The sequence below is a fragment of the Kineococcus arenarius subsp. arenarius genome, assembly GCF_050871845.1.
Classification (GTDB): Bacteria; Actinomycetota; Actinomycetes; order Actinomycetales; family Kineococcaceae; genus Kineococcus.
Genome location: NZ_JBJLSE010000024.1, coordinates 1 through 12,795, shown reverse-complemented (window position 1 = coordinate 12,795; position 12,795 = coordinate 1). Strand labels below are relative to the sequence as shown.

The window sequence follows — 12,795 nt, the reverse complement described above, 5'->3', positions numbered from 1 at the left end:
CGTCCGGTAGAGTGGGGACCGCTGCGCTCGCGCAGTTCCGGGCCTATAGCTCAGTCGGTTAGAGCGCTTCCCTGATAAGGAAGAGGTCGGAGGTTCAAGTCCTCCTAGGCCCACCTCCCGAGAACCCCGCGCCGATCCGGTGCGGGGTTCTCCGCGTTCCGGGGCGGTCCGTCGACGCCCCGGGCTTCATATCACTCCCTGTAGGCTCCTGGTGACTTCAGGGAGGGTCATGGCGACGGCGGCACAGGTCAAGGCGCTGGTGGAGAGCCACAGCCTGGGCGACGACACCCGGTTCCGCTCCGTGGTGCTGCAGATCGCCGAAGCCGCCACCCGCACCGGCCGCACCCGCTACGCCGAGGAGGTGCGCGCCCTCCTGGACGCCGGCCGCGGCGCGCGCCCGGCTGCTGCCGGACTGCCGGCTCGCGCCGTGCCGCTCGCTCAACCGCGCGGCGAGCTCGCCGGCCTGCTGACCGTGGTGCAGCCCGGCACCCGGCTGGCCGACGTGGCCCTCGGAGCGGACGTCATGTCCCGGTTGCACCGGGTGCTCGCCGAGCAGCGCCGCCAGGACACCCTGCGCGCGCACGGCTTCGACCCGGTGCGCCGCCTGCTGCTCACCGGTCCGCCCGGCACGGGCAAGTCCATGACGGCGCACGCCCTCGCGGCCGAGCTGCTCCTGCCGGTGTTCACCGTCCCCCTCGACGCGGTCGCCGAGCTGGACGCCGACGAGGCCGCCGCCAAGCTGCGGCTCGTCTTCGACCTCGTCGCCCAGACGCGCGCGGTCTACCTCTTCGACGACCTCGACGCCCTCCTCGACCCGGCGCGCCGCCCGGCGGCCGACGCGGGCGGCGCACCCGGGACCGGCTCGCGCGACGCGCTGCGCTCCTTCACGACCCTGCTCGCCCAGGACGCCTCCACCAGCCTCGTCGTCGCCACCAGCAACCGCCCCCAGCTGCTGGAGCGGTGGGTGCTGCGCCGCTTCGACGCCCTCGTCGACTACCCCCTGCCCACCACCGGCGTCGTGCACGAGGTGGTGCTGCGCCGCCTGCGCGAGTTCGACCTCAGCGCCGTCGAGTGGCCCCGCGTGGCCTCCACCGCCAGCGGCCTCAGCCACGAGGAGGTCTCCGCGGCCGCCCAGGCGGCGGCCAAGCAGGCGCTGCTGGAGGGGCGGCGGCACGTGGAGACCGCGGCGCTGCTCGGTGCGCTGCGCGAGCGGCGGCAGGTGCTGAAGATGGCGCCGTGAGCCGTGCCGGCTTCGGCGTCCTCGTCGTGTGCACCGCCAACGTCAGCCGCTCCCCGCTGGCCGCGGCCCTGCTGCGGCACCGGCTCGACGAGCGGTTCGGCGCCCGCGCGTCCCGCGTGCGGGTGAGCAGCGCGGGCACCCGCGCCCTCGTCGGGCAGGGCGTGGACCCCGTCACCGCGCAGGTGCTGCAGGAGGTGACCGGTTCCCCGCCGGACGGGTTCGCCGCGCGGCAGCTCGAGGAGGCGCTCGTGCACGAGGCCGACCTGGTGCTGACCATGACGCGCCGGCACCGCGCTGCCGTGGTGGACGTGCTCCCCACGGCCCAGCGCCGCACGTTCACCCTGCCCGAGCTCGCCCGCATCGCCGCCGCCGTGCCGCGCGGCGGGGGCGAGCGGGGCGAGGCCGACCCCGCCGCCGGCTGGCGCGCGCTGCTGGCGGCGGCGCCCGCGATGCGCGGGCCCACCGCTCCCGCCGCTCCCGTCGCCGACGACGTGCCCGACGTGCACCGCCACCCGGTGGCCGAGCACCGCAGCACCGCCCGGCGCCTGGCTGCGGCCGTCGAGGACGTGCTCGACGCCGTGGCCGCCCCGGCGCGCCCGGCCGCTCAGCGCTCCGCGAGCAACGGCTCCGCGTCGGTCGCGGTCTCCGGTTGGTACCCGTACCCGTAGTCGTACGGGTAGGTGTACTCCGAGCGCCGCGCGGGCACCATCGACAGCACCGCGCCCAGCACCCGGGCGTCCACCGCCCGCAACCGCTCCAGGGCACGGGTGAGGTGGTCGCGGGTCGTGCGCCCGTGCCGCACCACGACGATCGCCCCGTCCGCCTGCCGGGCCAGCACGGCCGCGTCGGCCACCGGGAGCAGCGGCGGGCTGTCCACGATGACCAGTTCGGCGCGCTCACGCAGCCGCTCCAGCAGGTCGGCCATGTGCCGCGAGCCCAGCAGCGCGGAGGGGTTCATCGGGATCGGCCCGCTGGCCAGCACCGACAGGCCCGAGTCCCCGTAGGGCTGCAGCACGTCGTCCACGTCGGCTCGCCCGGCCAGCACCGTCGTCAGGCCCGCGCTGCGGTCCACCCCCAGGTACTCCGCCACCTTCGGCAGCCGCAGGTCCGCCTCCACGAGGATCGTGCGCACCCCCGCCAGCGCCGTCGTCAGGGCGAGGTTCACCGCCAGGGTGCTCTTGCCGTCGCCCGGCAGCGCGGAGGTGACCACCACCACCCGCGGCGGGTGGTCCACGTCGGCGAACTGCAGGTTCGTGCGGATCTGCCGCAGCGCCTCCGACTGCGGAGTGCGCGCGTGCTCCCCGACCAGTTCCGGCTTCTCGCCGCCCTCCCCGAGCAGGGTGGTGCCCAGCAGCGGGGTGCCCAGGTCCGTGATGCCGGCCGGGGTCTTCACGGTGGTGTCCAGCACCTCCCGCAGCACCGCCAGGCCCGTCCCGGCGCTCACCCCGAACAGCAGGCCCAGCGCGAGGTTGCGGGACAGGCTGGGGGCGATGGGCTCCTCGCGGACCTCCGCCGGGCGCAGCACGCTGACGCGCACGGGGCTGACCACGTCCGGGGAGGGCCGCTCCAGTTCAGCCACGGCCGTGCCGAAGTGCTTCGCGACCGAGTCGGCGATGCGGGCGGCCCGCTGCGCCGAGGAGTCCTCCACGGTGACCTCGATGAGGACCGTGCCCAGCGGGGCGTCGGAGCCGATGTGCTCCGCCAGCGCGCGCGCCGTGGTGTCCAGGTCCAGCTCGTCGATCACGGGCTGGAGCACCTTGGGGCTGGTGAGCACGCCCGTGTAGGACTGCACCCGCTGCTGGGTGAACATGCCGCCCTGCATGAGCGCCACGGCGTTGCCGCCGTCGTGCATGGAGACGAACAGCAGCGAGTCCGCCCGGTACAGCGGGGTGCTCAGCGCCGTCGACCCGCCTCCCGCGCCCAGTCCGACCAGCACCGAGAGGACCACCAGCACCCAGTGCTTGCGCAGCGCGCGCAGGTAGTCGACCAGCTCCATCGGGCGGTGCTCCTCGGTGCTCCTGAGGGTCGGGCGAGGTGGGGCCGGCACCCGGTGGTGCGGACGAGGGTCCATCGGCGTCACGGCGGACGACCTGAACCGGGTTCCGCGCCCCCTCCGGCTCAAGTCGACACGCCGTCCGGCCGACGGAACCCGGGGGATCCCCGAGCCGTGTGGTAGCAGCCCGAAGCACCTGGAGCACCGACGTGACGCTGACCGGAGACCCGACGGCGGGAGCCCGCCCACCGGTCCCGGGACAGCCCTGCCCGGTGCCGGGCACCGCCCGCCGCCCGCGCTCGCGGCTGACCGCGCTGCTGGTGGCCGTGGACGCCGGCTGCGTGCTGGTCGTCCTGCTGGCGGACCTGTTCCTGCCCGGCCTCGCCGACGGGCTGCGGCACCCGGGCCTGGCCGTGTTCGGCGTGTCCCTGCTGGCCGTGCACGGCTTCACCGGCCTGTACCGGCCCCGGCTGGAACCCAGCGCCCTGGACGACCTGCCGCTGCTGCTGGCCGCGGCCCTGGCCGCCCTGGGGGTGACCTCCCTCGCCGACGTCGTGCTGGGGGCCGGGCCCGTGGACGGGCCGCTGCTGCGGTTCGCGGCCGCCCAGACCGCGCTCGTCGTCGCCGCCCGCGCCGGCGCGTACGTGCTCGTGCAGGCGGTGCGCCGCAGCGGACGGGGCGGGCGGCGCACCCTCGTCGTCGGCTGCGGTGGCCTGGGGGCGCAACTGGCGGGCGTCCTGGCGCGCCGGGAGCACGGCCTGCTGCCCGTCGGCTTCGTGGACGACGAACCGCGCCTGCCCCCGTGCTCCCGGCCGCTGCCGGTGCTCGGCCGGATCGCCGACCTGCCGCGCCTGGTCCGCGAGCACGAGGCCTCCGTCGTGATCATCGGGTACTCCAACGTGCCCGAACCCGTCGTCGTGGACGTCCTGCGCGCCTGCCACGGCCTGGACGTCGAGATCTTCACGGTGCCGCGCTACTGGCAGGTCACCAGCACCTCCCGGACGATGCAGCTGCTGCGCGGCGTGCCGCTGGTGCGGCTGCGGCGTCCGGCGTTCCGGGCGCCGTCGTGGCGCTTCAAGCGGGTCGTGGACGTGGTGGCGTCCGCGGCGGGCCTGCTCCTGCTGAGTCCGCTGCTGGGGCTGTGCGCCCTCGCGGTGCGCCTGGACGGCGGACCGGGCGTGCTGTTCCGCCAGGAGCGGGTGGGGCTGGCCGGGCGCCGCTTCGAGCTGCTGAAGTTCCGCAGCGTGCGCGCCACGGCGGAGGAGAGCGCCACCCGGTGGAGCGTCGCGGACGACGGCCTGCCCCCGCTGGGCCGCTGGATGCGCCGGCTGTCCCTGGACGAGCTGCCGCAGCTGTGGAACGTGCTGCGCGGCGACATGTCCCTGGTGGGCCCGAGGCCGGAGCGGCCGTACTTCGTGGAGCGCTTCGGCGCCGAGCACGACGAGTACCTGTGGCGCCACCGGGTGCCGTGCGGCATCACCGGCTGGGCCCAGGTCAACGGCCTGCGCGGGGACACCTCCATCGCCGACCGGGCCCGCTACGACAACCACTACGTCGAGAACTGGTCGCTGTGGCTGGACGTGAAGATCCTGCTGCGCACGGTCGTGCAGGTCGTCGCGGCCGCCGGCCGGTGAGCGCGCCCGGCCCCCTCGTCCTGGTGCTGGGCACCGCGGACTGGGACGCGGCCGTCGCCACCAACCAGCACCGGGCCGTGGCGGCGCTCGCACGCCGCTGGCCGGTCGTGTTCGCCGAGGGCACCGGCACGCGCCGGCTGCGCCCCGGCGACGCCCGCCGGGTGCTGCGGCGGCTGCTGCCGGGAGCGCTGCGCCCCGCCTCGTCCCGCGCGGCCCGGCCCGTCCCGCCCGGCGCGGCGGTCGTCGCGCCGCGGCTCGTCCCGCACCACGGGCCGGCGACCCGGGCGCTGAACGCCCACCTGCTGCACCGGCAGGTGCGGCGGTGGGCCGAGCACCCCGGCCCGCGGGTGCTGTGGACGTACACCCCGTTCGCGTACGACCTACCCGGCCTCGCCGACGCGACCGTCTACCACCTGGTGGACCTGCTGCACGAGAACCCCGGCGTGCCCCGCGCGCGCCTCCTGGCCGCCGAGCGGGAGCTGGCCGGCGCGGCCGACCTGGCGATCGCCACGAGCGGCGCCGTGCGCGAGCACCTGCACCGGCAGGGCTTCTCCCCGCTGCGGCACCTGCCCAACGTCGCCGACGTGGAGCTGTTCGCGGCCGCCGCGGCGCAGCGGCGGGCACCGCGCGAACCGGTGGCCGTGTTCGCCGGGACGCTCGCCGCGCACAAGGTGGACCTGGAGCTGCTGGCGGCGCTGGCACGACGCCTGCGGGGCACCGCTCGCGTGCGCCTGGTCGGTCCCGTGGCGCCGGGCACGACGGCGCACCCGGCGTGGGGCGCGCTGCTGGCCGAGGGTGCGGAGGTGGTGGGACCGCTCCCCCCCCGGGAACTGGCGGCGGAGCTGGCCGCGGCCGTCGTCGGACTGGTGCCGTACCGGCTGACGCCGCTCACGGAGGGGATCAGCCCCTTGAAGACGTACGAGTACCTCGCCGCCGGCGTGCCGGTGGTGAGCACGGCGCTGCCCGCGGTGCCCGCGCTGCCCGGCGCGGTCTGGACCGAGGACGGCGCCGGCCCGTTCGCCGACCGGGTCCTGGACCTGCTGACGGCGCCCGCGGCCGAGCGGGCCGAACGCGTGCTGCACTGCGGGCGGGCGGCGGCCGGGCACGACTGGGCCTCGCGCGGCGAGGAGCTGCGCGGAGCGGTGGAAGGCCTGCTCGCCCACTGACCCCGGGTGGGCCCCGAGCCCTCAGGAGCGGCGCAGCACCTGCGCGAGCGCGCGGCGCAGCGCCGGCACGCACGCCACGTGCAGCCCCCACACCACCAGCGCTGCCGCCGAGCCGAGCGACAGACCCGCCCACGTCCCCGGTACCGCCGCCCCCGCCGCCGCAGCCGCGAGCGCCACCAGCAGCGCCCCCGGCGCGCACAGCGCCGCGCCCCGCGCCAGCACCGCCCCCACCCCCAGCGCCCGGGCCGCCAGCGCGGTGGTGACCACGGCCCCCGCCGACACGGCCAAGCCCAGCGCCACCGGCCCCAGCACCGCCGGCAGGGTCAGGTCCACGGCCAGCGTCACCGCCAGCCCGGCGGCGAGGGCGGTGACGGCCGCGCGGTTGCGGTCGCGCGCGTTCAGCGCCTTCACCAGCACGTACGACAGCGCCTGCGCCCAGAACCCGACGGCGAAGCCGGTGAGCACCTGCCCGGAGGTCGCGACCGCCGCAGCGTCGAACGCGCCGCGCCCGTACAGCGCGCGCACCACCCCGCCGGCGTCCACCGCCAGCACCGCCGACAGCGGCACCACCACGACGAGCACCGCCGGCACCAGCCGCTCCAGGCGCTCCAGGGTGGCGCTCGCGCTCAGGCCGGGCAGCACCGCCAGACCCGCCAGGCCCAGCGGCACCGCCAGCAGGCTCACGCCCGTGGTGGCGACGAAGCGGGCGTAGTCCACGGCGGCGACCACGCCGTCGCCCAGCAGGGAGGCCACCACCCGCTCGGCCACCACCGACGCCTGCAGCACCAGCGGCAGCAGCAGCAGGGGGCGCACCCGCCGCCACAGCGGTGCCAGGACGGCGCGCGCGTCGCGCCGGTCCCAGCGCGCCGGCGGCAGCAGCCCGCGGCGGCGCAGCGAGCGGTGCGCCCAGACGTGCAGGGCGACGTACGCGGCGGGGAACCCCCACGCCAGCGCCACCGGGGCCGAGAGCCACCAGGCCACCGCCAGCCCCGCCACCACCCCGGCGTTCTGGACGGTGGCACGGGCGCTGGAGAGGCGGAAGGAGCCGTGCGAGGCCTCCAGGTAGCTGAGCAGGGCGAACTGCAGGTAGCTGGGGACCCCCAGCGCCATGACGCGCAGGAAGGTGGCCGTCGTGCCGGCGGTGGCCTCGTCCAGGCCGGGCGCCAGCAGGTCCACGACGGTGCCGGCGAGCAGGAGCAGCGCGACGGTCACCACCAGCGCCAGGGCCAGCAGCAGCGCCCGCAGCCCGTGGAACAGCGCGGCGGCGCGGGCGGGGTCGCGCCGCCGCAGCTCGGCGTGCACCGGCAGGAACCCGGCGCTGAGGGCGTCGGCGGTGAACAGGTCGACGGGCACGAGCGTCGCGGTCTGGGCGACCCGGGCGGCCACGGCGGGCGCACCGGTGCCGTACGCGGCGGCCAGCAGCACCTCGCGCACGAGGCCGAGCAGCTTGCCGGCCAGCCCGCCCCAGAAGAGCCGCTGCACGGCGGAGCGCATCACCGGCCCCGCAGCGCCCGCTCGTACTCGCGCGCCACCCGCCGCAGCTCGCAGTGCGCGGGCAGCAGGGTCCCCCCGGTGCGGCCGCGGTCGAGGACGCCTCCGGCCGCGGCCGCGAGCGCCCGCTCGTCGGCCACGTCGACGCGCGTCACGGCGCCGCCGGCGTCCTGCGTGCCGGCGGTGCCCAGGGGGACCAGCGCCGGGGTTCCGCAGGCCAGGGACTCCAGCACCGTCATCGTCAGGCCCACCTCGCGCCAGGCGGAGGTCAGCAGGGAGGCGTCGGCCGCGGCGCAGAGCGACGCCAGCCGCTCCCGCGGCACGGAGCCGGTGAAGCGGACCCTCCCGCCCACGCCGAGGTCCGCGGCCAGGGCCCGCAACCGCCCCTCGTCGTCGCCGCCGCCGGCGACGAGCAGGTGCGGGTCCAGGTCGGGGCGGGTGCGCGTCAGCGACCGCAGCGCCCGCAGCGCCCGGTCCACCCGCTTCTGCGGGTGCAAGCGCCCGGCGACGAGCAGCAGGCGCGCCGGGGCGGGCACGCCGAGCTCGCGCCGGACCGCGGCCGCCGCGGCCGGGTCGGGGTGGAAGACCGACGTGTCGACGCCGTTGGCGACGGTGCGCACCGGCGGCATCCGCACCAGCCGGCCCAGCGGCGGGGAGGTCAGCGACGCCGTCACGGCCGGCCCGACCGCCACCACCGCGTCGAAGCGGCGGTAGGTGCGGGTGTCGCGCAGCAGCGCCCGCGCGTTGCGGACGGCGGACAGCGCGGTGAGCGCGGACCCGCTGCGCAGCTTGGAGGTCAGCTCCGCCGCGGACGTGCCGTGGGCCTGCAGGACGAACCGGGGGCGGACCGCCCCGGCGGGTGCGGCCACGTCCACGCAGGAGAACGCCCCGGCGCTGACGGACAGGACGCCGGCGACGGGACCGGTGCGCAGCAGCTCCTCGAGCGCGCGGCGGGAGGAGGACCACCAGGTGCGCGAGTAGCGCCCCGGCGTCGTCCCCGGCAGCGTCCGCACGTCCACGCCGTCCAGGGTCCACGCCGCCGGACGGCCCGGCACCGCCGTGGTGATCAGGGTGACGGCGGAGCCGCCGGCGGCCAGGGCGCGCGAGACGTCCCAGGCGACGGACTCCATGCCGCCGGCCGCGTGCAGCGGCAACCCGCGGGTCAGCACGACGAGGCGGCCGCTCACCGCCGCCCACCCCCCGCGCCGCGGGCGGTCAGCACCCCGTCGAGCAGGTCCTCCAGCCGGCCGGTCTGCCGGGCGACGTCGAAGGAGCGCAGCACGTGCGCGCGCGCCGCCTCCCCGGTGCGGCGGGCCAGGGCGGGGTCGTCCAGCAGCCGGGCCAGCGCGCCGGCCAGCGCGGCCGGGTCGGCCTCGGGTACCAGCAGGCCGGTGACGCCGTCGACGACGGCGGAGGGGATCCCGCCGTGTGCGGTGGCGACGACGGGCCGGCCGAGGGCGCCCGCCTCCAGCAGCACCTGGCCCAGGCCCTCCTGGTCGCCGGAGCGCGCCGTGACGCTCGGCAGGCACAGCACGCTCGCGGCGGCGACGTGCGCCAGGACGTCCGGGTTGGCCAGCACCCCCGTGAACACGACGCGGTCGGCGATCCCCAGCTCGCGGGCGAGCCGCTCGAGCGCGCCGCGCAGCGGGCCGTCGCCCACGCACACGAGCCGGACGTCGCCGCCGCGCGCGGCCAGCAGGGCCACGGCGCGCAGGAGGTGCTCGGTGCCCTTCTTCTCCACCAGCCGCGCGACGTGCACGACGGTGCGGCCGTCCCCGGCGGGCGCTGCGGCGGGGACCTTGCCCAGGTCCAGGCCGAGGTGGTGCGTCACGGTGCGGTCGGCGGGGAAGCCGCGCGCCAGGAGCCGGTCGCGCAGGTGGCCGGACACGGGCAGGAACAGGTCGCCGTGCCGCGCCAGCCTCGGCAGCCGGCGCACGTACGTCACCCAGGAGGCGCGCCGCGCCCGCAGCAGGGCCGCGCGGGTGCAGGTGGCGTCGAAGCCGTGGAAGACGGTCGCCAGCGGTACCCCGGCGCGCTGCGCGCTGGGCAGCGCGTGGGCGCCCTCCACGCCGAAGTGCGCCAGGACCACGTCGGCGCGCACCTCGCGCAGCACCCGGGTGAGCGGCCAGGACAGCGCACCCACCGCGTACCCGGCGGCGGCGGGGCCCCACCGCTGCGCCAGGGTGACGACGGGCAGGCCCGGGTCGGCGTGCGCAGGCAGCGGGTCGCGCCCCACGAGGACCGGCTCGTAGCGGGTGAAGCGGCGCGCCTGCTCCAGCACGAACGGCTCCGAGGCCACCGCCAGCTGGTGGCGCAGCACCGCTACGCGGGGCACGCCGACCTCCGGGCGGGGGCCTCGACGGCCGGCGGGACCGCCGGCCCCGCGTCCTGGCGGGCCGTGACGACGCCCAGCAGCAGCGCCAGCAGGATCATCGACTTGGCCTCCCCGTAGACCGCGGTGTTGTCGCCCATGCCGTGCACCAGCGCCCACAGCCACGCCCCGAGGGCGAACCCCGCGGTGCGGGCCAGGGGGGAGCCGGCCCGGCGGACCACGACGGCCAGCAGCCGGTGCAGGACGGTCGCGGCCAGCAGCAGCAGGACCAGCACCCCGGCCAGGCCGGTGGACGCCCACGCGGCGATCAGCAGGTTGTGCGGCGGCAGCGCGTCCACGCCCAGGTGCGCGTACAGCTCCATCGTGCGCGCCCACCCGCCGTGCCCCAGCCCCAGCAGCAGGTGGTCCTGGAACATCTGCAGGGCCGCCTCCCACATGGGGGCGCGGCTGGCGAGGCTCTCGGAGGAGGCGTCCGCGTAGGCGGGCACGTACCGCTCCAGCAGGCGCGGCAGCAACCAGGCGCCGCCGGCCACGACCACGGCGGCCTGCGGCAGGAACCAGCGCGCCGAAGGGCGTCCCAGCACGTGCACGGCCCGCACCACCACCGGCAGCAGCAGCGCCAGCGCGGCGGCGGTCTTCGAGCCGGTCGCGAAGGTGGCCGACCAGGTCGCCAGCGCACCGAGGAGGTACCGGCGCCGGTGGCCGTCCACGCTCAGGGCCAGGAACGCGAACGTCGCGACCCCCAGGAACATGGAAGCCACGTTGGCGTTGATGAAGAACCCACCGGCCTTGGCGGGGTCCATCACGTTGTTGGCGCCCTCGCCCCAGAACGCCGTCATGGCGTCCGGCCCCGCGACGGCGACGGCCAGCGGTGAGCGCAGGAACGCCGTCTCCAGCCCGGGCGACAACCGGAAGACCCACACCAGCGCGGCCGCCACCAGCGCCCACGCCAGCACGACCGTCAGCGGCCCGCGCGCGCCGCGGGGGTCCTCGCGCTCCACCCGCACCGCGTGCAGGTACAGGAAGGCGAAGGACGTCAGCCGGGCGGCCTCCAGCACCCCGGCGAGCGGCTCGGGCGACCAGACGACGGCTGCGACCTGCACGACGGCCAGCGCCAGCACCGCCCGCAGCACCGGGTCGCGCAGCGGCACGCCCTTGCGCTCCAGCAGCCAGCACAGCGTCGCGAGGACCACCCAGCACTGGCTCAGGGGCAGGGACAGCGCCCCCAACGGACCGGCGAAGACCTGCGGCACGGCGAGGAAGGCGGCCACCAGCAGGCGGGTGCGGTCGCCGGCGGTCACGCACACCAGCACACCCGTGGCGGCCAGCGCCGCGCCGAGGAACAGCTCCACGTCAGCGCCCCCCGCCGTGGGAGGCGACCCACGCCCGCACCTGCTCCCGGAAGCGCTCCGGGCCGAAGTCGCGCGCCCGCAGGGTGCAGGCGGCCGCGGAGCACGCCTCGGCGCGGGTGAGCGCCTCGGCGTACGCGGCGGGGGAGTGCTCGGCCACGAGAGCTCCGGTGACGCCGTCCACGACGGTCTCGGCGGCACCCCCGCGGGCCAGGGCCACGACGGGCGTGCCGGAGGCCATGGCCTCCACCGGCACGATGCCGAAGTCCTCGAAGGTCGGGAACACCAGGGCGCTCGCACGGCGCAGGAGCTCGCGCACCTGCGCGTCCGCGGGGCGCTCCACGACGAGCACCGGCACGGACGCGCCCGCCGCCCGCTCGCGCAGGGCGGCGGCCAGCGGCCCGGCACCGGCGAGGACGGCGGGCCGCCCCAGCCGCTCGGCGACGTCGACGACGAGGAGGTGGTTCTTGTAGGGCACCCAGCGGCCCAGGGCGAGCAGGTAGCCGTCCGGCAGGTGCAGCTCGTCGCGGTCCCCGGGGGCCGGCGCGAAGCGGTCGACGTCCACCGGGGGGTGCACGACGGTGGCCTCGCGGCCCCAGAAGCGCTCGACCCGCCGCGCCACCTCGGCGCTGTTGGCGGCCACGCCGCTCAGGCGGGCGGCCGCGCGGCGGTCCACGCCGGCCAGCAGGTGCCGCGCCGGCGCCAGCAGCGGCGAGGTGCCGCGCCCGTCCAGCTCGGGGCTCCACACGTACCGGGCGGGGGTGTGCACGTACGCCAGGTGGGTGCCGCCGGGCCGCGCGAGGCGGTTGGCGGTGGCGAAGGCGTGGTGGGAAGTGACCACCAGGTCGTAGTCGCCGCGTCCGAGGGCCCGCCACGCCAGGGGCATCAGCGGCAGGGTCAGGGCGCGGCGCTCGCGGGTGGCGCTCCGGTCCAGGGCGGTGGTGCGCAAGGGCCTGCCGCCGAGGTCCAGGTGCACGCCGGGAGCGCTGCTGAGGGCGTACAGGTCCGCGTCGGGCCAGGTGCCCGCCAGGGCCTCGAAGACCTGCTCGGCCCCGGCGCGCGCGCCGACCCACTCGTGCACCACCGCGGTGCGCACGCCCGCACCGCCCGGGAGCGCGCTCGCGGGCGCCGCGCCGGCGGGCCTGCCGGGACGGTGCGGTGCGGTCTGCGGTGCGGTCTGCGGTGCGTCCATGGTCCTCTGCGTCGCGTCGGGTCGTGCTCTCCCGTCGGCGCGCGCGGTGCGGACCTGAGCGCCGCGCTGCGGCGGTCCCGCGGGCCCGGGCCGGTCGAGGGCCCCGTGCTAGCCTTCGTGGCCGTCCTGGAACCGCTGTGGAGGTCACGCGTGAAGAAGCTCCTGCTGGTGGCCGTCGTCGCGGGCGCCGCCCTGGCGTGGCGCCGCAAGGCGTCGGCGAAGGCCGAGCGCGACCTCTGGGCGGAGGCCACCGACACCGTGCGTTGAGCGCGGTCCGGCCCCACCGGGGGGGCGTGGCGCAATTGGTAGCGCACCTGCTTTGCAAGCAGGGGGTTAGGGGTTCGAGTCCCCTCGCCTCCACCCCGGCAGCACGAAGGCCCCCACCCGACGGGTGGGGG

11 protein-coding genes and 2 tRNA genes are annotated in these 12,795 nt (G+C 77.4%); 7 read left to right on the top strand and 6 right to left on the bottom strand.

Annotated features, from left to right (window positions below; translation table 11 throughout):
• Window positions 1-39: 39 nt before the first annotated feature.
• The 3 genes from ACRYM0_RS08345 (at window position 40) to ACRYM0_RS08335 (ending at window position 1,908) form a co-directional block, all read left to right on the top strand.
• Window positions 40-113, top strand: a tRNA-Ile gene (locus tag ACRYM0_RS08345).
• A gap of 116 nt (window positions 114-229) precedes the next feature.
• Window positions 230-1,240, top strand: a complete 1,011-nt coding sequence (locus tag ACRYM0_RS08340) for an AAA family ATPase (protein ID WP_432503950.1) — start codon at window positions 230-232, stop codon at window positions 1,238-1,240.
• Window positions 1,237-1,908, top strand: a complete 672-nt coding sequence (locus ACRYM0_RS08335; protein ID WP_432503948.1) for an arsenate reductase/protein-tyrosine-phosphatase family protein — start codon at window positions 1,237-1,239, stop codon at window positions 1,906-1,908. The genes ACRYM0_RS08340 and ACRYM0_RS08335 overlap by 4 nt, the downstream gene beginning before the upstream one ends.
• On the opposite strand, the gene ACRYM0_RS08330 is transcribed toward ACRYM0_RS08335, so the two are convergent.
• Window positions 1,845-3,236, bottom strand: coding sequence for a tyrosine-protein kinase domain-containing protein (locus ACRYM0_RS08330; RefSeq protein ID WP_432503946.1), 1,392 nt, complete (start codon window positions 3,234-3,236; stop codon window positions 1,845-1,847). The two genes, ACRYM0_RS08335 and ACRYM0_RS08330, sit on opposite strands and share 64 nt — an antisense overlap.
• Before the next feature lie 269 nt (window positions 3,237-3,505).
• On the opposite strand from ACRYM0_RS08330, the gene ACRYM0_RS08325 reads away from it, so the two are divergent.
• Both ACRYM0_RS08325 and ACRYM0_RS08320 read left to right on the top strand, forming a co-directional pair.
• Window positions 3,506-4,867 carry a sugar transferase gene (locus ACRYM0_RS08325; RefSeq protein ID WP_432503944.1) on the top strand — a complete coding sequence of 454 codons (1,362 nt, stop codon included), beginning with the start codon at window positions 3,506-3,508 and terminating at the stop codon, window positions 4,865-4,867.
• Window positions 4,864-6,033: a glycosyltransferase gene (locus ACRYM0_RS08320; protein ID WP_432503942.1), complete on the top strand. Its 1,170-nt coding sequence runs from the start codon at window positions 4,864-4,866 to the stop codon at window positions 6,031-6,033. The genes ACRYM0_RS08325 and ACRYM0_RS08320 overlap by 4 nt, the downstream gene beginning before the upstream one ends.
• Before the next feature lie 21 nt (window positions 6,034-6,054).
• On the opposite strand, the gene ACRYM0_RS08315 is transcribed toward ACRYM0_RS08320, so the two are convergent.
• Genes ACRYM0_RS08315 through ACRYM0_RS08295 form a run of 5 tightly spaced genes read right to left on the bottom strand, consistent with a single transcriptional unit; the run spans window position 6,055 to window position 12,397 of the window.
• Complete coding sequence (locus ACRYM0_RS08315) at window positions 6,055-7,527, bottom strand: lipid II flippase MurJ (protein ID WP_432504001.1); 1,473 nt, start codon at window positions 7,525-7,527, stop codon at window positions 6,055-6,057.
• Window positions 7,527-8,711 carry a glycosyltransferase family 4 protein gene (locus ACRYM0_RS08310; protein ID WP_432503940.1) on the bottom strand — a complete coding sequence of 395 codons (1,185 nt, stop codon included), beginning with the start codon at window positions 8,709-8,711 and terminating at the stop codon, window positions 7,527-7,529. The genes ACRYM0_RS08315 and ACRYM0_RS08310 overlap by 1 nt, the downstream gene beginning before the upstream one ends.
• Window positions 8,708-9,859 (bottom strand): glycosyltransferase, encoded by a 1,152-nt coding sequence (locus ACRYM0_RS08305; protein ID WP_432503938.1) that lies wholly within the window; start codon window positions 9,857-9,859, stop codon window positions 8,708-8,710. The genes ACRYM0_RS08310 and ACRYM0_RS08305 overlap by 4 nt, the downstream gene beginning before the upstream one ends.
• Window positions 9,847-11,208: an O-antigen ligase family protein gene (locus ACRYM0_RS08300; RefSeq protein ID WP_432503935.1), complete on the bottom strand. Its 1,362-nt coding sequence runs from the start codon at window positions 11,206-11,208 to the stop codon at window positions 9,847-9,849. Before ACRYM0_RS08300 ends, ACRYM0_RS08305 begins: the two co-directional genes overlap by 13 nt.
• A 1-nt stretch (window position 11,209) precedes the next feature.
• On the bottom strand, window positions 11,210-12,397 hold the full coding sequence (locus ACRYM0_RS08295) for a glycosyltransferase (RefSeq protein ID WP_432503933.1): 1,188 nt from the start codon (window positions 12,395-12,397) through the stop codon (window positions 11,210-11,212).
• Between the two features lie 105 nt (window positions 12,398-12,502).
• Between ACRYM0_RS08295 and ACRYM0_RS08290 the strand changes: the two genes are divergently transcribed.
• Together ACRYM0_RS08290 and ACRYM0_RS08285 are read left to right on the top strand one after the other, a co-directional pair.
• Window positions 12,503-12,664: a DLW-39 family protein gene (locus tag ACRYM0_RS08290; RefSeq protein ID WP_432503931.1), complete on the top strand. Its 162-nt coding sequence runs from the start codon at window positions 12,503-12,505 to the stop codon at window positions 12,662-12,664.
• A gap of 20 nt (window positions 12,665-12,684) precedes the next feature.
• Window positions 12,685-12,757 (top strand) — tRNA-Ala (locus ACRYM0_RS08285).
• The last annotated feature ends 38 nt before the right edge of the window (window positions 12,758-12,795 follow it).